This window comes from Flaviflexus massiliensis (assembly GCF_001375495.1).
Classification (GTDB): Bacteria; Actinomycetota; Actinomycetes; order Actinomycetales; family Actinomycetaceae; genus Flaviflexus; species Flaviflexus massiliensis.
Window position 1 is genome coordinate 650,854 of record NZ_LN831058.1, and the last position, 20,023, is coordinate 670,876.

Consider the following 20,023-nt stretch of genomic DNA (forward strand, 5'->3'; position numbering starts at 1 on the left):
AGATGTGAGCGAAGAAGAAACTGGAACGTACAACCACGGCGAGGTCATCGAAGTTGACCTCCAGCGGGAGATGGAAAAGTCATACCTCGACTACTCCATGTCCGTCATCGTGGGCCGAGCACTGCCCGACGTCCGTGACGGGATGAAGCCCGTTCACCGCCGCGTCGTGTATGCGATGTGGGACGGCGGATACCGCCCCACGAGCGCCTTCTCGAAGTCGGCGAAGATCGTTGGCGACGTCATGGGCCACTACCACCCCCACGGTGATTCAGCCATCTACGACACCATGGTGCGTCTCGTCCAGCCGTGGACAATGCGCTACCCGCTCGTGTCGGGCCAGGGTAACTTTGGTACCGCCGGCGACCTCGGTGCGGCAGCACCCAGGTACACGGAGGCCCGCATGGCGCCCCTCGCCGTTGAAATGGTGCGCGACATTGACCAGAACACGGTCGATTTTGAGCCGAACTATGACGGTTCGCTACAAGAACCGATGGTTCTGACCGCCCGGTTCCCGAACCTCCTCGTCAACGGTTCCGAAGGCATCGCGGTTGGTATGGCGACCCGGATCCCGCCCCACAACCTCCGTGAGGTTGCGAGCGGCGCCCAGTGGTACCTGAAGAACCCCGATGTCACGAAGGAAGAGCTTCTCGAGGAGCTGCTCAAGCACATCACGGGACCCGACTTCCCGACCGGCGCCACCATTCTCGGTAAGAAGGGAATTGAGGAGGCGTACCGGACCGGTCGCGGCTCCATCACCCAGCGTGCCGTTGTCGAAGTCGACGAGATTCACGGCCGCCAGTGCCTCGTCGTCACGGACCTGCCCTACCAAGTGAACCCGGACCGGTTGCTGGAAAAAATGGTCGAGGGAATCAAAGAGGGCCGCCTCCCCGGCATTGCCGATATTCGCGATGAAACGTCGGGCCGTGCAGGTCAGCGCATCGTCATCGTCCTCAAGCGTGACGCGGTTGCCAAGGTTGTTCTCAACAACCTGTACAAGCACACGCAGCTGCAAAACAACTTCCCGGCCAACATGCTCGCCCTCGTCGACGGGGTGCCCCGCACCCTGTCCCTCGACGGCTTTATTCGCCACTGGGTGCACCACCAGATCACGGTTATTCAGCGCCGCACCCAGTTCCGCCTCGACAAGGCACGCGAACTTCTCCACATCCTGACCGGCTACCTCAAGGCACTCGACAACCTTGACGAGGTCATCGCCCTCATCAGGCGCTCCCCAACCGCCGATCAGGCGCGCGAGGGACTCATGGAGTTGCTCGATATCGATGCCGAGCAGGCCAACGCAATTCTCTCCCTCCAGCTCCGCCGCCTCGCGGCTCTCGAGCGGCAGAAGATTCTCGACGACTACGCGAAGGCAGAGGCCGAAGTTCTCGACTACGAGGACATTCTTGCCAAACCGGAACGGCAGCGTTCGATCGTGTCGGATGAACTGCAGGACATTGTTGATCGGTACGGTGATGATCGCCGCACGAAGATCCTGCCCTTCGATGGTGAGATGTCGGTTGAGGACCTCATTCCCGAAGAGGACGTGGTCGTCACGATTACCCGTGGCGGATTCGCTAAGCGCACGAAGGTTTCGGAATACCGGGCGCAGCATCGCGGCGGCAAGGGCATCCGCGGTGCCTCCCTCCGGGGAGATGACGTGGTTGATCGCTTCGCGGTTGCCTCCACCCACGACTGGCACCTGTTCTTCACGAACCTAGGCCGCGTCTATCGAATCAAGGGTTACGAACTACCCGAGGGCAGCCGGGATGCGAAGGGACAGCACGTTGCGAACCTGCTGGCCTTCCAACCGGGCGAACACATCGTCAGTGCCCTGAACTTCTCCTCGTACGATGATGCCCAGTACCTGGTGCTGGCAACCAAGTCGGGGCTCATCAAGAAGACGAAGCTCGCGGACTACGATTCGCCACGCACGGGCGGCCTTATCGCCATCCGGCTCCGTGAACACGTTGACGGTTCGACGGACCAGGTTGTGGCGGCCCGTCTCGTCAACGAAGGCGACGACATTCTGCTCGTTTCCCGCAAGGGCCAGTCGCTCCGCTTCACCGCAACCGATGAGGCGCTCCGCCCCATGGGGAGGGCCACATCCGGTGTCACGGGCATGAAGTTCCGTGAAGATGATTCGCTGCTCTCCATGGACATCGTCCGTGACGACTCCGAAGTGTTCGTCGTGACCGAGGGTGGCTTCGCCAAGCGGACGAGCGTCTCGCAATACAGGACGCAGGGACGCGGCGGTCTCGGAATCAAGGTTGCCAACCTCGTGGAGGAACGTGGGGATCTCGTTGGTGCCCTCATCACCGAGACCACCGACGAGGTTCTTGTCATCATGAACTCCGGCAAGATCGTTCGCTCGGCGGTCTCCGAAGTGTCCCTGACCGGCAGGAATACTCAGGGTGTCATGTTTGCTCGCCCGGACAGCAGCGACCGCGTTGCTGCTATCGCCCGCAACGTCGAAGCTGCCGAGGAGGAGCTTCCTGAGGACGGTGAGGGCGAGAACGTGGCGGAAGAATCGGTCGACACCGTGGAAGCAGGGGACTCCGCTCCCGCGGGTGAGGTAGCCTCTACCGTAGAAAATACGACCGATGAGGATGAGTCATGAGTCAAGTAACCGACAGGCCCGAGCCGGCACAGCGTGGCGGGGTGCGCCGCGCGCACATGACAATTTCCCGTATTGACCCGTGGTCCGCGCTCAAGGTGTCGTTCCTCCTGTCGGTCGGTGTGGGGTTCATGATCGTGATTTCCGCGATCATCGTGTGGAACGTGTTCGACACCATGAACGTGTTCGCCTCGATCCGTGACCTGCTTGAAACCCTCGGTTCAGAACCGCTTCTTGAACTCATGCAGTACCTCGAGTTCGGGAGGGTTGTCTCGTTCTCGATCATCATCGCGATCATCGATATCGTGTTGTTGACAATCCTGGGCGGGATCTTCGCTCTTCTCTACAACCTCATCGCCATGATGGTTGGTGGCGTTCACATCACCATCACTGACGAGTGAGAAGACGGAAATTTCGCATAGGCGAAACGTTACGTTAAGATAACGTTAGTGCCGTGGCCACCAGTTGACTTGTTTCCTGGTGGCCACGAGACGTTTCCGGATGTAGGCAGGTTCACTAATCCTGAGTTTTGTTTCAAGCCTGCCCTTGAGTTAACCTTGTTTGGCACGTTACCGCCAGGTAACACGGGCCTATAGCTCAGTCGGTTAGAGCGCTTCCCTGATAAGGAAGAGGTCGCTGGTTCGAGTCCAGCTAGGCCCACACCCAACTGATTGGTTATCATGAAGAAGTTCGCAGCAGTTCTCCTCGCAAGTGGCATTGGTTACCTTGCATGGATTAAGATTGCAACTGACCGTGCTAATCAGGCAGTATGGGAAGAGGTTGCGGATCCCACTCCGTCAATCTGAGGGGCTATGGCGCAATTGGTAGCGCATCTGCTTTGCAAGCAGAGGGTTCGGGGTTCGAGTCCCCGTGGCTCCACAAAATGAGCGCGGCACTTGGGTGCCGCGCTCTTCGTTTACCCAGGCGAGTTTGGCTTCCTGACAGTATTAGCCAGAATGTATTGATACAAGGGTCGTTTTTGGTTGTGAAGCCTGAGAATCGGAGTCGAACTCGGTTCGAACCGAGTTCGACCATATCATGCTGTTTTATCTCGGTCTATGATTGTGTGTCGCAGGAGAACTGGTGTTGAATCGGCTTCTGTTGTGGATCGGAAATTTTCGAAACAAGTTCTGTGACGACCCGACTCAACAATGGGGATCAAAGCTGGTAGCCCACGATCTTGATGTCCGACGTGTGGGGCAAGGCGATCGCGCGTGACTACTTCGGCGTCCCTGATTTCAATGCTCTTTAGGCTTCGCGTCCCGTGAATCCTCTCTGACTGAACAAAGGTCGCCCACGTGACGACGACGTGGTGAACTGTTCTGGTTTTGTGGCCAGAACCCACCAGCCCTTGAAGCGTTACGCGGCCCCCGGCTTTTGAGCGCTCACCATGAGCCACACACCCACAAAGGCCAGGAGACCCCAGATGATAGCAACGAGCCATGGCAAGCCAGCGAGGATGATCAGGGGTGCCACTGCGACGGCTGCACCTTCAATGGGGATGAGGGGGATATAGGCGTAGCCGAATTCGTCCACGGTCCCCGACTCGAGATCTGGGTCAACGATGCGCAGCAACGCGATGCCCGTGGCCACTGATCCCGTGGCCCAGCCCCAGGTGAAAATCTGCTTTTCAAACCAGGTCTCGCCAAGGTACCTGGGCGCTACGAAGACGCCGAGGGCAAGGCAGAACACGATGCCCAGAACAAAAATCGCGATGAGGGCGGGCAGGTGGGCTGAAACAAAACGGGGTTCGATGGAGGCGATACCGCAGACAATGAGGATGTCGGAGGCTGTGCCGGAAATTGCTTTAGTAGTTCCCTTATCCACCACGGTCATGGCGTTCGTGCGCCGCAGGATGAAACGCGCGATCAGACCCACCAAGAATGCTGTGGCGAACAGCGGCAGAGCGAAATTATTGAGCCGTTCGGCGGAGAGGCTTTGCACGACTCCACCCACGCCCACGATTGCCCCGATCAAGGCGAGATGAAGGCCCAGTGTCTCCATCGACGATCCCGACATCGTGTGCGTGGCATATGCCGAGCGTTCGTCACGCTCAAGGATCCCTCGCCTCATGGAGCGCGGGAGCGCAGTCGTGGAGGATTTGAGGGCCCTAGCGTAGCCGCGGCTGTGGCCGAAGCGCGACAGGATGACGCCACCTATGATGCCGGAGAGCATGCCCACCGTGGCCGCGGAGAAGGCAACAGAAGTGACTTCGGCCTGGCCCTGACTCGCGAACACATCACCCATAGCGGCGGACGTCCCAAAACCTCCGGACCATGCGGCGAATAGGATCAAGCCCATGAAGTTAGGTGCATCGAAGAGTGGGTCGAGTATGAGGAGAGCGAGTAGCATCCCGACGAGCACTTGCCCGGCTGACATCGCGATGCCATAACCCGTGAATGCACGCACCTCTGAAGAAATCTTGGAGAAAGTGAAATCTTGGGCGATCGCCATCGATGCGAAGACAGCGGCGATAAGTATAGTCGTGTATGACCCGATCATGGGCGAGAGCGGGAGAATTCCGGCCACATTGGGGCCCAGCAGGAATCCCAGCATGCCCGCGATGACCGGTGCAGGAAGAAGGAGCCACTGCAGTGGCCGAAGATACGCCCTCAAGACGACGCCCACGAGGAGCAGGGTGCCGATGATACCGATGTCGATAATGAGTGTGTTGAGGATCTGCGAGGCGTCCATAAACTCTCCTGCTCAAAGAATTACCAGCGTTTCTACTGGTGTGGGGCAAGTTGAGTTTATACGCCTTTTGCCGAGAATTTATGAAAATAATTCGACCCGCCAGGCTAAGTGCGCAAGCGCGTCAGCATGACAGGACGTCTCGAGGCTCAAGGGTAAAGGAAATGTAACAATCCTGGCGATTCCGTTTCTGACCCCCTCTTTCATGGCGGGGGAGACTAGGATTACTGGCACTGGCGCAGATAAAGCGAAGGAAACCCTATGATCCAGTTCCGCAATGTCGGAAAAACCTACCCGGATGGTACGACGGCAGTCAAGGACTTCAGTTACTCGGTGGATCAAGGGCGTATTGTTGCCCTCGTTGGAGCCTCCGGTTCCGGCAAGACCACCCTGTTACGGATGGTCAATCGCATGGTCGAACCCACGACAGGCTCGATCTGGGTTGACAACAAAGATGTGTCGACTGTGGACCGCGTTCAACTCCGCAGATCGATCGGGTACGTACTCCAGGCGGGAGGTCTCCTCCCGCACAGGACCATTATCGACAATGTCGCAACCGTCCCGATGCTCAACGGTGTGAACCGGAAGAAAGCACGGAAGGACGCGGAAGAACTCCTGGAACGTGTCGGCCTCGAAGTGGGCCAGGGAAAGAGGTACCCAAGCCAGCTGTCGGGTGGCCAGCAGCAGCGCGTTGGTGTGGCCAGGGCCCTGGCTGCCGACCCGAAGGTCATGCTCATGGATGAGCCCTTCGGCGCCGTGGATCCCATCGTCCGCAAAGAACTTCAGGAAGAGCTCCGCCGCCTCCAAGAAGAACTTGGCAAGACCATTATTCTCGTCACCCACGACATCGAGGAAGCGTTCAACGTTGGTCATGACGTTGTGCTCCTGCGCAAGGGTGGCGAGATCCTCCAGTCGGGAACTCCGCAAGAAATCCTGTCCAACCCCCGTAATGACTACGTTCGCCAGTTCATTGGCGCGGACCGAGCAGACCGGAACTTCACCATTAAGGAAGTGAACGGCACGAAACTGATTGTCGATGCCGCGGGTCACCCGGCAGGAGTTCTCCAGCAGTGACCTGGCTATCCTATTCCTGGGAGCATATTCGCGATCTCCTCCTCATCCACCTATCGATTGCGATCCCCGCAATCCTGCTCGCCACCCTCATCGCCGTCCCCATCGGCCGCTTCGCCTACCGCTTTCCAAGGCTTGGCGGGCCACTCCTTTCGGCATCGACACTGCTGTATGCGATACCCGCTCTACCGATGCTCATTGTCATACCGGCGCTCTTTGGGACGAGCCTGCGCTCTGCCACAACAATCATCATTGCGCTCACGCTCTACGGGATTGCCCTGCTCGTTCGCAGTGCCTCGGATGGTTTTCACGCCGTCAATCCCCAGGTTCGTGAAGCCGCGATGGCGATCGGATACTCGAAACGGCAGATGCTGTGGAAGGTGGACCTACCGCTGGCAATGCCGGTCATTATTTCCGGTGTCCGTGTCGTCACGGTCAGCACCGTCGGATTAACAACGATCGGTGCCCTCGTCGGTATACAGAACCTCGGAAGTCTCTTCACCGATGGCTTCCAGCGCTCGATTATCGCCTCTGTCATCACCGGCATTGTCCTCACGGTCGCGGTCGCCCTTATTCTTGACGCCATCGTCCAACTGATCGGCCGCTTCCTGTCCCCCTGGGAGCGTGCCACCGTGCCGCAGGAGGTGGGATCGTGAACGTCATGGCTGAAGCCTTCGAATGGCTCTCCGATTCGGCCCGCTGGTCGGGTGCTGGTAGCATTCCGCAGCGCCTGCTCGAACACGTGGCAATCACAGGGCTCGTTGTTCTCCTCGCCAGCATCATCGCCATCCCCCTTGGCGTTCTCATTGGACATACGAGGAATGGCAAGGCGGCTGTCGTGGGCACGGCGGGTGCCCTGCGAGCCATTCCTTCCCTCGGTCTCCTCACCCTCGTCGGCCTCTACTCGGGTATTGGTCTCACCGCCCCCGTTGTTGCCCTCATTGTCCTCGCGATCCCGTCGTTACTTGCCGGTGCGTATTCGGGCGTCGAGTCTGTCGATAACCAGACAGTGGGCGCGGCGCGGGCGATTGGCATGAGTGAACGGCAGATCGTGTGGAAGGTGGAGCTCCCGATCGCGGCCCCCGTGATCGTTGGTGGTATCCGTGCCGCAACGCTCCAGGTCGTTGCCACCGCTACCCTCGCAGCCTACGTCGCTGACTTCGGGGTGGGACGATTCGTGTTCTCCGGGCTCAAATCCGGCAACTATGCGCCCATGCTCGGCGGGGCGATCCTTGTCATCGCCCTTGCTATCATCTTAGAAATTCTTCTCGCGTCCGCACACCGGGCGTCCCGTAAAATATCAAATCCGGCGTTGCAGCCGTGAAGGGAACATCATGAAACGAGTACTTGCACTCGCGACCATTGCCGGGCTTGGACTTGCAGCCTGCTCCAACTCCGACCCGCTGGACGAGGGGGGTGATGGAGGCGGTGATCGGGATTCCTCCGCGATCGTCATCGGCTCCCAGGACTACTACTCGAGTGAAATCATCGCCGAAATCTACGCTCAAGCGCTCGAGGCCGAGGGCTACGAGGTGGAGCGAGACTTCCGGATTGGACAGCGTGAAGCCTACCTGCCCGAAATCGAGGAGGGAAAAATTGACCTCTTCCCCGAATATACGGGACCGCTCCTGCGCTACTGGGAAGGTGAGACCGAGGTGCGTGAAGCCGACGAGGTCTATGACGAGCTTGTCGACGCCGCTCCCGATGGCCTCCGGGTCTTCGAATACTCCCCGGCCACCGACCAGGATGCCTACTTCGTGACGAAGGAATTCGCCGACGAATGGGACCTGGAGACCCTCGAGGATCTCAAGAATGTGGAAGAAAGCATTACCGTTGGTGCGAACTCGGAACTGGAAACCCGACCCAACGGTCCGATTGGACTGAAGGCCGTCTACGGGGTTGACGTTGGCTTCACCCCGATTGAGGACGGTGGCGGGCAGCTCACCGTCAACGCCCTCAAGGATGATGACATTCAGATGGCACTCATCTACACGGCAGACCCCAGGGTTGCGGACTCGGAGCTCGTCCAGCTCGAGGACACGAAGAACCTCTTCCTCGCCTCCCATGTTGTTCCTCTCGCGTCCGACAACGTTGACGAAAAAGCTGAAGAGATCATCAACAAGGTCAGTGCCGCACTCACACCCGAGGATCTCGTGGCACTCAATGCTCGCTCAGCAAACGAAAGCCTTCCCGCGGACGCTATCGCTAAGGACTGGCTCGCAGAGCAAGACTTCTAACCCAAAGTTAACTGATTAACGTACTTGCCTGACCCGGGCCCGGAGGAAACTCCGGGCCCGGGCGCTTCACCACCCGACACTCGAGGGTAAGTTGAGCGGAGAATAAACTACTGCCCCCACCGTAGGGTGGGGGCAGTGTCGTAGGAAGTTGTTCGCTACTACTTCTTTTCGGGGTGACCGAGCTCAGTCTGGTTATCAGAATCGGTAAGCCCAGCCTGCTCAGCGGCCTCAGCCTCATTCAGTGCGGGCTTGCTGACCTTCTCTTCGACAACGGGGTCGATCGTTGCACCGTCACCGTCGGCAGCGGCCTGTGCGGCAGCATCTTCGGCAACAATGTCTTCCCAGTAAGCCTCGGCCCACGGGTCTTCAATCGGCTGGTTGCGCTTCCAGATCAGGTAACCAACACCGGCCGTAGCAACACCAACGACGATCCAGCCGAGCCTGCGCGACTTCTTCTTCGCGGGGGCAGGGGGAGACTGAAGTGCCTTCGAGGTCGCAGTCGAAACGTTCACTGCCTTGTCCTTGAGGCTGACATCCTTACCGGCCTCGGTACGAGCGGCATCAGCTGCTGCGTACAGGCGGGGGCGAACATCGTGCTCCCAGCGATCGGATGCATTCTCGGTCAGTTCCTGGGCCTTGCGGGAAGCGGACTCAACGTGGGGTGCAGCCCACTTGGCGCCCTCATCAGCGTAGCGCTTCACGTGCTTGCCAGCCTTGTGAGCGTATTCGTTGGCTTCAGCGGTTGCCTTCTCAGCGAAGTGCTTAGCTGATTCGCCAAGAGTGCCCGTGCGGCTACCAATAAGGTCTGCCCACTCGCTGAACTGGCGGCTCAGTACTTCTCCTAGTTCCCCGGACTGGGACTTTGCCAGTTGAGGAGCGGTCTTCTTCTTGCCGAACATTCGACACCTCCATGTGGATACGACTAACGGTGTTAATTCTATAGGCTCAGCCTGGGATTTCGCTCGAGTTAAGACATTCGCCCCTGAAATACGCCGATGGCGCAAGCAACTGTTGGGTACCGGCCTTTGTTAATGGGAAGATAGTTTCTATGGAAGCAACACTGCATACGAATCATGGCGACATTGTCGTCGAACTGTTCCCTAACCATGCCCCCGCGACCGTCGCGAACTTCACCGAGCTCGCCACTGGCCAGCGCGAATGGCAGGACCCGACCACCGGCGAACGCACCTCGAAGCCCCTGTACGATGGCGTGATTTTCCACCGTATTATTCCCGGCTTCATGATCCAGGGCGGCGATCCGCTCGGCACCGGCACGGGCGGCCCCGGCTACAACTTCGATGACGAGATCCACCCCGAACTCTCCTTCGCCGAACCCTACGTTCTGGCGATGGCCAACGCCGGCAAGATCGCCGGCCGTGGCACCAACGGCTCCCAGTTCTTCATCACCGTTGCCCCCACCACCTGGCTGCAGGGCAAGCACACGATCTTCGGCCGCGTTACAGACGAAGAGTCGAAGAAGGTTGTCGACGCAATCGCAGCCGTTGACACCAACCCGTCTGACCGTCCCCTGGAGGACGTCGTCATCAACAATATTTCCGTCTCGGCATGAGCGAATATCCGGATCCGGTGCCGGGCGGGCCCCCGCCGGATCCGGATCGCTACCGGACCGTGAGAAGGCGAAAGCCGATCGTCACGATCATCATCATGGTCCTCTGCATCGGCGTCTACGGTTTCGGCAGACTGTGGTCCGAACTGGAATCGACCCTGATCTTCGCCCCGTGGTTGGGTGAGGAGCAGGCTTACAGGTTCCTCGGGTCCGCCTTTCTTCATGCCGACTTCTGGCACCTGATCTTCAACATGTACGCCCTGTGGCTCGTGGGTCAGGCACTGGAACCGGTGTTCGGCTGGTGGCGTTTTGCCGCCCTCTACCTGCTCTCCGCAATCGGTGGGAACGTTGCAGTCCTTGCCCTTGCCGATCCCACGGGAGCATCGTGGGCGACCTTCGTCGTCGGTGCATCCGGTGCCGTCTTTGGCCTCTTCGGTGCACTGTTCATACTGGCTAAAGGTTTCTCCCGAGACACGACACCGCTCCTCGTCCTCCTCGGCATCAACCTCATCCTCGGTTTTATCCTGCAAGGAATCTCGTGGCAATCCCACCTCGGCGGGCTTCTCATTGGTCTCGTTGTTGCTTTCCTCTTCACCCGGACCAGAAGCACATGGATTAATGCTGTGAGCGCTCTCGGTGTGCTGCTCGCACTCGCCGGCACCGCGTATTTCATCTACTCGTAGGGGGCACTTAGTCCCAAGAGCCGCCCTTCGGGGCGGCTCTTTTGTTACTAGAGAAAAACAACTTTTCCCACACCACGGGTGTTTATCCACAAAGTTATTCACACCTGGGGATTACTAGTTGAGGGTCGAATGATCAAAATGGCGAAATCACCGAGAATGACATTGATGTAGTTATCCACCTGTGGGTAAAATCTGTGGATAACTTCGAAATCATCCACAGCAGTGGATGAAATTGTGGGAAATATACTTGTGTGCTAGCGGGTTGACATGCGGAAGATGCTCTGCATTTACCACAAATTCATCGTTCCTCACCCAGCACGATCCACCGGTCTCCGCGGGTGCGCAGGTACAGGGTGAGGCTCCGGGCCCCCATGAACACCGCGGCATAACCGCCCCACAAGATGAGAAGGCCAACCATCTCAAGGTCGGCCCCCGGCCCTGCGAGGAGAAGCGGGATCGGTGTGTAGAGCACGAGGGCAAGAATCATCATCCAAGCCAGGTAGCGTGTGTCCCCTGCGCCGATCAGGACTCCGTCGAGCATGTAGGCAATCGAGGCAATCGGTAGGCCAATGGCGCACACGACCAGGCCCCACATGGCCCACTGCGCAACCTCACCAGACCCCGTGAAAACCCGCGGGATCACCGGTGAGGCCGCGGCAAGGACAAGCCCGAGAACCGCACCAACCCACAAGCCCCACCACAGGCAGCGGTTCAGAACGTGGCGGACCCGCTCGCCTGCGGATGCGCCGAGTGCCTGCCCGACCAGGGCCTGGGAGGCGATCGCAAGGGCGTCCAAACCGTACGCCGCGAAGTTCCACATTGAATTAATGATCTGATGCGCTGCGAGCGCAGTCGTGCCAAGCGTGGTAGCCGCCGTGATCGTCAGCAGAATGCTGACACGCAGCGACAGGGTGCGGATGATGAGGGGGATGGAGTCCCGTAAAGACTTGAGCACGCCCGTTCCCGACGGCAGCAGCGAAACACCCTGCCGGTGCGCGGCTCGAACAACGACGAAGCCGAGGGCAATGCCCATGCCGGACTGCGCGATGGCAGTGCCGTACCCGGCCCCTGCCACACCAAATCCAGCCGGGTAGATCAACAGGTACGAGAGCGGGATGTTCGCAAGGGCTCCGGCGGTGGCGACGATGAGGGGAGTGCGAGTATCAAGCATGCCGCGCACGGTACCTGTGGCCGCAAGAACGATGAGCATACCAGGCAGACCCCACGCGCTTGCTGAAAGGTACCGGGTTGCCTCGTCAAGCACCGCCTTCTCGGGCCCAAACCAGCCGAAAATCGCAGACCCAAAGGCGAGAAGGATCACGGCCAAGATGACACCGAGGAAGATCCCGAGCCACACCCCGTCAAGACCGAGGCGGAGTGCACGGTCGGGTTTGCCGGCGCCGAAGAACCTGGCCGTCGAGGCAGTCGTTGCATATGACAGAAAGATGCACAGGCCTACAACAGTGGTCAGGATGGTGGAGGCGAGGGAAAGTCCGGCTAACGAATCAACGCCCAACCTGCCCACGAGGGCGGTGTCCACAAGAAGGAGTGTTGGCTCTGCCAGCAGCGTGGCGAGAGTTGGGAGTGCGAGTCTGACGATCTGCCGGTCGATGCTTGTGGTCACCTCCACACCATAAACCGACCTGAAGTAACGGTTGAGGAATGTGATCCCGGCGGAGTGTTCGTCACTTATCCCCAAACCAAAGTTATCCACAGGTGTGGATATGTCTGGGGATTATTCTCCCAGGATCTCAACAGAAAATGAAGCAAATTTTGTCCACAGGGCATGCATCTGTGGGTAAGTGCGAAATTTACCCACAAGTTATCCACGCAAAGTACGGAGTGTTTCCACCGTTAACCCCAAGTTGTCCACAGCGTATCCACAGGCCCTGGGGAACACTGGAGATGTGTTGGCGGGGACCCTGCCCGGTATAGTCACCTTGAGAAGAATGGAGTGCAATGACTGAATCTGGGGCGGGCTTCGAGCGGACACCACCGCAAAATATTGAGGCAGAAATGTCGGTACTTGGCGGCATGATGCTCTCGAAGGACGCGGTTGCCGACGTCACGGAAATTCTGAAGCCGGATGACTTCTACCGGCCCTCGCATCGGCTCATTTTTGAGATCATCATGCAGTTTTTTGGTGACGGTGAGCCGGCCGATGCGGTGACCGTTGGTGCGGAGCTAAAGCGACGCGGCGAACTGGAACGCGTCGGCGGCCTTCCCTACCTTCACTCCCTCGTTGCGAGTGTCCCCACAGCGGCTAATGCTGGCTACTATGCCTCGATTGTGCGGGAGCAGGCCCAGCTGCGCGGACTGGTCGAGGCCGGTACCCGCATCGTCCAACTCGGCTACTCCACCGACGGTGCTGATGTCGACCAGCTGGTCAATATGGCACAGTCCGAGGTGTATGCCATGACCGACACGAACGAATCCCGTGACTACGCGGTCATGGAAGACATCATTAACGACCTGGTCGAGACCCTTGAACACAATGAGTCTCGCGGCGGCGAACTCGACGGTGTTTCATCCGGCTTCCCCTCGGTCGACAACATGCTGAACGGGTTCCGTGGTGGCCAGATGATTATTGTTGCCGCCCGTCCCGGTGCCGGTAAGTCGACGTTCGCGATGGATGTATGTCGAGCCGCAGCCGTGCACCACAACCTTCCGGTCGTGTACTTCTCCCTCGAAATGAACCGCACCGAACTGTCAATGCGTGTGCTTGCCGCGGAGTCGGGAGTGTTCCTGGACCGCATGATCAAGGGCAGTATGACCGCCGATGACTGGCAGCGGGTTGTTGGTGGGCTGGAGAAGATCTCGAAGGCGCCTCTAATCGTTGACGATTCACCAAACCTGACAATGGCGGAGATTCGGGCGAAGTGTCGCCGGCTCAAGCAGCAGAACGACATTCAACTCATCGTCATCGACTACCTCCAGCTTCTCACCTCGGGTGCCAAAAATGTTGAGTCCCGCCAGCAGGAAGTTTCCGATTTCTCGCGTTCGATCAAGCTCCTGGCCAAGGAACTGGATGTGCCGATCATCTCGGTTGCGCAGCTGAACCGTGACTCGGAAAAGCGCGAGACAAAGAAACCGATGGTCTCCGACCTTCGTGAATCCGGTTCGCTCGAGCAGGATGCTGACGTTGTCATCCTCCTGCACCGCGAGGACATGTATAAGCCTCGGGAAGAAGCCACCGGCATTGGTGAAGTGATTATTGGTAAGCACAGAGCCGGCCCGGTTGGCTCGATCAACCTGTCGTTCCAGGGCCACTACGCCCGCTTTGTGGAAGCAGCCGGCGACCTCTAAAGCTTCCCACTAGAGGGCTCTCTCGAGGATTCTGGTAGGGAAATTGGAAAAAAGTTTCGGCTCGGGCTGAAACCGTTCACCGGATGAGGTGATGGCGGGTAGCCTCGAAACATGCTGACAAGTCTGTTGTCCGATGCGTTCGCACGGCCCCTCGAAGTCTTTACCCGACTGATCGACAACCACAGCGTTGAAGAACTCAACTGGAAGCCGGAAGGTGCCGATAATTCGATTGCCTGGCTGGCCTGGCACACCGCACGCGAAATCGATGTCCAGATTGCCCACCTCGAATCTCGAAACGACCTCTGGGAACGGGACGGATGGGTCAGCAAGTTTGGGCTGGACCTGCCGGCGGACTCGATGGGGTACGGACACACGCCGGGCGAAGCGCAGGCCGTCAAGATTGATGACAAGCAGCTTCTTCTTGACTATCTGCGAGCCACCGTTGAGGATGCAACCCGGTACGTAGCGACAGTTGACGATGAGGCAATGGAAGAAATCATTGATAAGAACTGGGACCCGCCGGTCATGCGCGCAACCCGCATCGTCTCCATCATCGATGACGCGGCGCAGCATGCTGGACAGGCCGACTATCTCGGCGGAATGATTACCCGCCTGCGATAAGTCGGCGCAGCGAGCGAGCACCCCAGATCGCGAGAGCCCCAAGCTCCCGGATGAGGGACCTGAGGGTGATGGCGTGGACGGGGGCGGCAACGCCCCTCGGCTCCAAACCGATACTGTGAGCAATTAGCATCGTGCGTGGCAGGTGGGTCCGTGACGTCACGAGGGTGATGGGAGGAACCTGATCGGGTAGTTCCTGAGGGAGCACGGTCGGATCGGGCGTATCCGCAGTAGGCTTCCCCAGCCAAGCATCCGGGTAATCGGGGGAGCCAAGAATCGCAATAAGGTGGAGCAGGTTTTCTTCCGTCGTACGGGAGTGGGCTTCTTCGACGATAACGCGGCGGGGAATACCCACCTGCTCAAGATAAGCGGCCATCACCGGAGCCTCAGCTTCCTTGCCGCCGCCACCAATTCCGCCCAAACAAAACACGATCGGCTCCAGACCAAAGCGTGTCGCGGTACGCCATTCGTGGGCGGCGGTATCGAGACGCGAGTGCAGGGCGGGATTGGGGCGCCCGCCCTGCACAGTACTTCCGAGTACCGCGATAACCGGCCTAGTTCTGATAGGCACCTTGCCACACGGTGTCAAACGGCGGATGGGCTGAAATACGGCCTCGAATACCGGCGGTCACCATATCCTTGGCGACCTGCACCGCCTGACGAAGCTCGGTGCCCTTGGCTAGCTCAGCGGTGATCGCGGCAGCCAGCGTACAACCGGCACCGTTGACCCGGTGCTCGCCGACCTTGGGTGCTCGATAGATGGTTGCCTCCTCGCCGTCCCAGAGAACGTCAACAGCCTCGTCTCCGGGGAAATCGATCCCGCCCTTGACGACAACGGCCTTGGGGCCGTGCTCGGTGATGCGCTTACCCGCCTCGATCATGTCGTCAATCGTCGTGATGGAATCCATGCCCGACAGGGTGAGTGCCTCGAAATGGTTTGGGGTGGTGACCGTTGCCTGGGACAGTACCTGCTCGCGAAGGGCCTTGTCAGTGTCGAAAGCCTGGCCGGGCTCCTGGCCCTTGCAGATCAAAACAGGGTCAACGATGACGTTCTTCCAGGGCTGCTTGCGCAGGTTTTCGGCCACAACCTCAATCGTGGGGACGGTACCGAGCATGCCGATCTTCACGGTATCGAGATCGTAGGTGGCGGTGGCAGCGGCAATCTGCTCCGCGATCAAGTCTGCTGGCATCGGCGTGAAGCTGTGCCCCCAATTATTATCCGGGTGCAGTGCCACCACGCAGGTGAGGGTGCCCAGTCCGAAAGTTCCCAGCTGATGGAACGTGCGGATATCAACCTGGAGCCCCGCGGCCCCGGCCGATTCGGAACCGGCGATCGTGTAAGCAAAATTCATGAGCTGTCTTTCTTTCATATCCTGTCCATCGTGGCCGGATTTGAGCCCTGTCGACCCTCCTCGCCACGATCGAGCGCTGTGATCCTTACATGATCCTCTTCGGTCAGTGGCACGTCAAAGATGTCCATGTTTGATACGACACGTGACTGGGTGACGGACTTGGGGATGACAACATCACCGCGGTTGACGTGCCAGGCCAAAACCACCTGGGCGGGGGTGGCACCGATGCGCTCCGCGATCTCGGTAATGACCGGATCGGTCAGGACGGCGGCCCGGCCGAGCGGAGACCATGCCTGGGTGACGATTCCAGCCTCGGCGTTCTTGGCGCGAGAAACCTCGTTCGGGAAGTACGGGTGGATCTCGATTTGATTCACAGCGGGAACAACCGTGCCGTGCTTGAGGAGAGTATCGATATGGTCAGGGAGGAAGTTTGAGACACCGATGGCCTTCGCCCGACCTTCTTCGAAGAACTCTTCTAGAGTTAGCCAGGTTGTCACGAAGTCACCCCCGTACAGGGTGGGGAGTGGCCAGTGGATGAGGAACAGATCGACGTAGTCGGTCTGTAGGTCCTCGAGAGACTGGCGGAAAGAAACCCGCGCATCATCCGGCATGTGGTACGGGTTGTCGAGTTTCGTGGTGAGGAAAATGTCAGACCGGTCGATTCCGGACTGAGCGATTGCCTCTCCGACCTCGGCCTCATTGCCGTACATCTGGGCGGTATCGATATGGCGGTAGCCGGCTTCCAGGGCCATCGTCACGGCCGCCACCGTATCTTCCGGGGCGATCTTGTAGGTGCCGTAGCCGAGCTGGGGGATTGTCTGTCCGGTATTCAACTTCACATTCGTCATACAGATATTGTCCCTGTTCACACACGTAAAGGAAACACTTCTCACCGGGAAAGAGAAGAATGGTCTCGTTGCTGGTCAGAGACGTGCTGACGTGTCATGGTGAGGCCCGCTTTGATAGGTTTGTGTTATGCAGATCATACCGATCCTCATTGTTGACGATAAGCAGGCCGCCATCGACTTCTATCGCCACGTCTTCCGTGCCGAAGTCGGGCAGACACTTGTCGAGACAACCCAACTCTTTATCCAAGGCCAGTCCATCGGCATCCGACAAGCCACAGAATCTCACGAGAAGACTCAGGAGCGGATCGTGTTGCTCGCAGAAACAGCGGCTCCCGACGTTCTTGAACAGAACGCGATCAAGCACGGTGCCGAGGTCATCAGCCCCGTGGATGATGACGAGAGCGGGCTACGCCTCGGCAGGATCAGCGATCCCTTCGGGATCCAATGGATCCTCAGCACCGCGTTCCCGCGGTGAGCAGCCCATTCTGATATCTGGATCTCGGGACACGTCACCGACTTCATGGTGGGGTGTCCCGAGAAAAATGCAGTGCCTCGTTGCTGGCGTTAGCGGATCTGTGAGAACTCGGCCTCGCGAGGGTCGAAAACCTGGAGATTGCCGCGCTCGAGGGAGTCGATGAGGGCAACATCGTCACCGGACAGGTGGACATCCACCGAGTTGATGTTCTCTTCCATGCGTGCCCTGTTGACGGACTTCGGGATCACAATCCTGCCGTGCGCCATGTGCCAAGCCAGGACGACCTGGGCCGGGGTGGCATCGTAGCGGCTCGCAACGTCGAGAACCTCAGGCTCCTTGAGATCAACGCCGCGACCGAGCGGAGAGTACGCCTCAACCGCAAGTCCTTCGTTCTTCGAGACCCTTTCAACCTCTGCCTGCTGGAACGTAGGGTGTAGTTCGAACTGGTTGATGACGGGGGCGATGTCGGATCCGTCGAGAAGAACATTGAGGTATTCGGGAAGGAAATTGGCGACACCGATCGCGCGCGCCCCACCATCCTCATAGATTTTCTCAAGCGCAGCCCAGGACTGGACGTACAGGTTCCGTTTCGGGCTCGGCCAGTGAATGAGATAGAGGTCGACGTAGTCGAGGCCAAGGTGCTTGAGGGAATCATCAAACGCGACGAATGCCTGGTCGTAACCCTGATCTCCGTTACGGAGCTTCGTGGTGATGAAGATGTCTTTACGGTTGAGTCCCGTTGCCCGCAAGGCCGCACCCACGCCCTCCTCATTGCCGTAGGCTGCTGCGGTATCGATGTGCCGATAGCCGAGCTCGAGCGCAGTTTCGACATTCTGCTGGACCTGGTCGGCAGGGACCTCCCATACGCCCAGACCAACCTGGGGAATCTCAACACCGTTGGACAACGTAACCTGTTGAACTGCTGCCATGACACTGCTCCTTGGCACATCGACGAAAAACGACTGGCACAGGCCCTGCAAAACTACTCATCCGGTAGAGAGCAATTCCGCGAGACCGGGGCCATGTCTTTGAGACTATCAAGGCCAGCGGGCGGGCGGTGTTCATGTCGGTGAGGAACGAGCTCACGGTTTGTAGGTTCTGCACGGCTGCTTGTCTTGCGGGCATAATCAAACCATGACGATCCACACGGAAACCTACCGTATCGGCAATGACACGTACCTCGATCACTCGTACACCGTGCCCCTTGATCGGGTCGGACAAGTACCCGGAACGATCGACATCTTCGCTCGTGAACTGGTGCGAGACGGGAATGAAAAGAAGCCGCGACTGGTCTTTTTCCAGGGCGGCCCGGGTTCCCCGGCCCCCAGGCCCGTCCCTATGGGCGGGTGGATCGACTGGCTACTGGGACACTATCGGGTGGTGCTCTTCGACCAGCGTGGCACCGGTGCCTCAAGCCCACTCGAAGCGGCTGTTGTTACCGCACAGGGTGACCCCAACGCCCAGGCCGACTATCTCGCGTGCTTCCGCGCTGACGCGATCATTGATGATGCCGAGGACCTGAGGCAGCATCTGCAAGGTGATGAGCCCTGGCATGTTCTTGGGCAATCCTTTGGTGGGTTCATCAACACCGCGTACCTCGGTCGGGCTCCGCACGGGCTGGCATCTGTCATGATCACCGCGGGCCTCCCCTCCATCACTAAACACGCGACCGCAACCTACGAGCTGACGTGGGAATCCACCGGCAAACGCAACCGGGACATGTACGACCAGTTCCCAGGACTGCGCGAACGAGTCTGGGATGTTGCGGTACACGTCGAAAACCACGATGAACGACTCGTCACCGGTGAACGACTGAGCCCGGCAAGGCTGCGCATGCTCGGACTTGTCCTTGGATACTCCTACGGTCCCCAAACTCTCCGGTTCCTGTTCGACCACCCCTTCATCACCGTCCGCGGTGAGAAAAAACTGAGCGCCGCATTCTTGAACCGGGTCACCGAACGACTGAGCTTTGCAACAAACCCGATCTACGGGGTCCTTCACGAATCCATCTACTCCGGCACCACCCCGGAACCGACCGCGTGGGCCGCCCACCGGCAGCGGGACAACCATCCTCGCTTCGCAATCCCAGGAACCGACCAGTCACCCTACGCCAGTGAAGCCGAAGCGAGGGACGATGGTGCGGAGTTCCTGTTCTCAGGCGAGCACGTATTCCCCTGGCAGATGAGAGAGGACCCGGCGCTGGCGCCCATGGCGGAGGCCGCGGATCTTATCGCCAACCGTCCATTCGATAAGCTCTACGATCTTGAGGCCCTGGCAAACAACAGGGTGCCAGCATCCGCCTGGGTGTTCTGGGACGACATGTTTGTGCCGGCCAGCCTGTCCCTCGAAACAGCTGACCGTATTCCCGGCATGCAAACAATCCTCACCAACGACTACCATCACGATGGGCTGCGCTCCGATGGGCCCATGCTCCTGGAACGCATGCACGGGATCAACGAGCGGGCTCGGGCTGGCATGAGAGGGCGAAAGCTGAGCTGACAGAACGCTTGACCTGCACGAATGCGACCGGTGCGAGAAGATGGACGGTGAGACCACAGCTT

20 protein-coding genes and 2 tRNA genes are annotated in these 20,023 nt (G+C 59.0%); 15 read left to right on the forward strand and 7 right to left on the reverse strand.

The genetic code is table 11. The annotated features are described in order from the left end of the window. The first annotated feature begins 70 nt into the window (after positions 1 to 70). The 5 genes from gyrA to BN1241_RS06815 all read left to right on the forward strand — a co-directional run bounded on the left by gyrA (position 71) and on the right by BN1241_RS06815 (position 3,493). Entirely contained in the window at positions 71 to 2,617 is a 2,547-nt protein-coding gene (gene gyrA / locus BN1241_RS06800; protein ID WP_147599458.1) for a DNA gyrase subunit A, read from the forward strand. After that, positions 2,614 to 3,015: a DUF3566 domain-containing protein gene (locus BN1241_RS06805; RefSeq protein ID WP_230198282.1), complete on the forward strand. Its 402-nt coding sequence runs from the start codon at positions 2,614 to 2,616 to the stop codon at positions 3,013 to 3,015. The genes gyrA and BN1241_RS06805 overlap by 4 nt, the downstream gene beginning before the upstream one ends. A gap of 185 nt (positions 3,016 to 3,200) precedes the next feature. Continuing rightward, positions 3,201 to 3,274, forward strand: a tRNA-Ile gene (locus tag BN1241_RS06810). 20 nt (positions 3,275 to 3,294) lie between these two features. Continuing rightward, positions 3,295 to 3,420 carry a DLW-39 family protein gene (locus BN1241_RS13275; RefSeq protein ID WP_222704416.1) on the forward strand — a complete coding sequence of 42 codons (126 nt, stop codon included), beginning with the start codon at positions 3,295 to 3,297 and terminating at the stop codon, positions 3,418 to 3,420. Further along, a tRNA-Ala gene (locus tag BN1241_RS06815) sits at positions 3,421 to 3,493 on the forward strand. Between the two features lie 480 nt (positions 3,494 to 3,973). Here the strand turns inward: BN1241_RS06815 and BN1241_RS06820 are convergent. Next, positions 3,974 to 5,308, reverse strand: a complete 1,335-nt coding sequence (locus BN1241_RS06820) for a sodium/glutamate symporter (RefSeq protein WP_054952908.1) — start codon at positions 5,306 to 5,308, stop codon at positions 3,974 to 3,976. A gap of 258 nt (positions 5,309 to 5,566) precedes the next feature. On the opposite strand from BN1241_RS06820, the gene BN1241_RS06825 reads away from it, so the two are divergent. From BN1241_RS06825 to BN1241_RS06840, 4 genes are read left to right on the forward strand one after another with little or no spacing between them, the layout of a single operon-like run. Next, entirely contained in the window at positions 5,567 to 6,379 is an 813-nt protein-coding gene (locus BN1241_RS06825) for an ABC transporter ATP-binding protein (RefSeq protein ID WP_054952909.1), read from the forward strand. Beyond that, the gene (locus BN1241_RS06830) at positions 6,376 to 7,032 is read left to right on the forward strand and encodes an ABC transporter permease (RefSeq protein WP_054952910.1); all 657 of its coding nucleotides are present in this window, start codon (positions 6,376 to 6,378) and stop codon (positions 7,030 to 7,032) included. Before BN1241_RS06825 ends, BN1241_RS06830 begins: the two co-directional genes overlap by 4 nt. 5 nt (positions 7,033 to 7,037) lie before the next feature. Beyond that, positions 7,038 to 7,700, forward strand: coding sequence for an ABC transporter permease (locus BN1241_RS06835; RefSeq protein WP_222704458.1), 663 nt, complete (start codon positions 7,038 to 7,040; stop codon positions 7,698 to 7,700). A 10-nt stretch (positions 7,701 to 7,710) separates the two neighbouring features. Continuing rightward, the gene (locus BN1241_RS06840; RefSeq protein WP_054952912.1) at positions 7,711 to 8,613 is read left to right on the forward strand and encodes an ABC transporter substrate-binding protein; all 903 of its coding nucleotides are present in this window, start codon (positions 7,711 to 7,713) and stop codon (positions 8,611 to 8,613) included. A 158-nt stretch (positions 8,614 to 8,771) separates the two neighbouring features. Here BN1241_RS06840 and BN1241_RS06845 read toward each other — a convergent pair whose 3' ends face one another. Then, on the reverse strand, positions 8,772 to 9,512 hold the full coding sequence (locus tag BN1241_RS06845; RefSeq protein WP_054952913.1) for a hypothetical protein: 741 nt from the start codon (positions 9,510 to 9,512) through the stop codon (positions 8,772 to 8,774). Between the two features lie 149 nt (positions 9,513 to 9,661). On the opposite strand from BN1241_RS06845, the gene BN1241_RS06850 reads away from it, so the two are divergent. Next, entirely contained in the window at positions 9,662 to 10,183 is a 522-nt protein-coding gene (locus tag BN1241_RS06850; RefSeq protein WP_054952914.1) for a peptidylprolyl isomerase, read from the forward strand. Continuing rightward, positions 10,180 to 10,863 carry a rhomboid family intramembrane serine protease gene (locus BN1241_RS06855; RefSeq protein ID WP_054952915.1) on the forward strand — a complete coding sequence of 228 codons (684 nt, stop codon included), beginning with the start codon at positions 10,180 to 10,182 and terminating at the stop codon, positions 10,861 to 10,863. The genes BN1241_RS06850 and BN1241_RS06855 overlap by 4 nt, the downstream gene beginning before the upstream one ends. Before the next feature lie 298 nt (positions 10,864 to 11,161). Here BN1241_RS06855 and BN1241_RS06860 read toward each other — a convergent pair whose 3' ends face one another. Continuing rightward, positions 11,162 to 12,487, reverse strand: a complete 1,326-nt coding sequence (locus tag BN1241_RS06860) for an MATE family efflux transporter (protein WP_230198283.1) — start codon at positions 12,485 to 12,487, stop codon at positions 11,162 to 11,164. A gap of 335 nt (positions 12,488 to 12,822) precedes the next feature. Here BN1241_RS06860 and dnaB point away from each other — a divergent pair, with 335 nt between their 5' ends. After that, positions 12,823 to 14,169, forward strand: coding sequence for a replicative DNA helicase (gene dnaB, locus BN1241_RS06865; RefSeq protein ID WP_054952916.1), 1,347 nt, complete (start codon positions 12,823 to 12,825; stop codon positions 14,167 to 14,169). Positions 14,170 to 14,280: 111 nt separating this feature from the next. Then, positions 14,281 to 14,790, forward strand: a complete 510-nt coding sequence (locus BN1241_RS06870) for a mycothiol transferase (RefSeq protein WP_054952917.1) — start codon at positions 14,281 to 14,283, stop codon at positions 14,788 to 14,790. Here BN1241_RS06870 and BN1241_RS06875 read toward each other — a convergent pair. From BN1241_RS06875 to BN1241_RS06885, 3 genes are read right to left on the reverse strand one after another with little or no spacing between them, the layout of a single operon-like run. Continuing rightward, on the reverse strand, positions 14,774 to 15,358 hold the full coding sequence (locus BN1241_RS06875; protein WP_077138317.1) for a YdcF family protein: 585 nt from the start codon (positions 15,356 to 15,358) through the stop codon (positions 14,774 to 14,776). The two genes, BN1241_RS06870 and BN1241_RS06875, sit on opposite strands and share 17 nt — an antisense overlap. Beyond that, positions 15,342 to 16,157, reverse strand: a complete 816-nt coding sequence (gene thiD / locus BN1241_RS06880) for a bifunctional hydroxymethylpyrimidine kinase/phosphomethylpyrimidine kinase (RefSeq protein ID WP_054952919.1) — start codon at positions 16,155 to 16,157, stop codon at positions 15,342 to 15,344. Before thiD ends, BN1241_RS06875 begins: the two co-directional genes overlap by 17 nt. After that, complete coding sequence (locus BN1241_RS06885; RefSeq protein ID WP_054952920.1) at positions 16,154 to 16,987, reverse strand: aldo/keto reductase; 834 nt, start codon at positions 16,985 to 16,987, stop codon at positions 16,154 to 16,156. The genes thiD and BN1241_RS06885 overlap by 4 nt, the downstream gene beginning before the upstream one ends. Positions 16,988 to 17,114: 127 nt before the next feature. Here BN1241_RS06885 and BN1241_RS06890 point away from each other — a divergent pair, with 127 nt between their 5' ends. Further along, a complete protein-coding gene (locus BN1241_RS06890) occupies positions 17,115 to 17,462 on the forward strand; it encodes a VOC family protein (protein WP_054952921.1) in 348 nt (115 codons plus the stop codon). An 89-nt stretch (positions 17,463 to 17,551) separates the two neighbouring features. Here BN1241_RS06890 and BN1241_RS06895 read toward each other — a convergent pair whose 3' ends face one another. After that, positions 17,552 to 18,391: an aldo/keto reductase gene (locus BN1241_RS06895; protein WP_054952922.1), complete on the reverse strand. Its 840-nt coding sequence runs from the start codon at positions 18,389 to 18,391 to the stop codon at positions 17,552 to 17,554. Between the two features lie 205 nt (positions 18,392 to 18,596). On the opposite strand from BN1241_RS06895, the gene BN1241_RS06900 reads away from it, so the two are divergent. Continuing rightward, the gene (locus BN1241_RS06900; protein WP_054952923.1) at positions 18,597 to 19,961 is read left to right on the forward strand and encodes an alpha/beta fold hydrolase; all 1,365 of its coding nucleotides are present in this window, start codon (positions 18,597 to 18,599) and stop codon (positions 19,959 to 19,961) included. Positions 19,962 to 20,023: the final 62 nt, after the last annotated feature.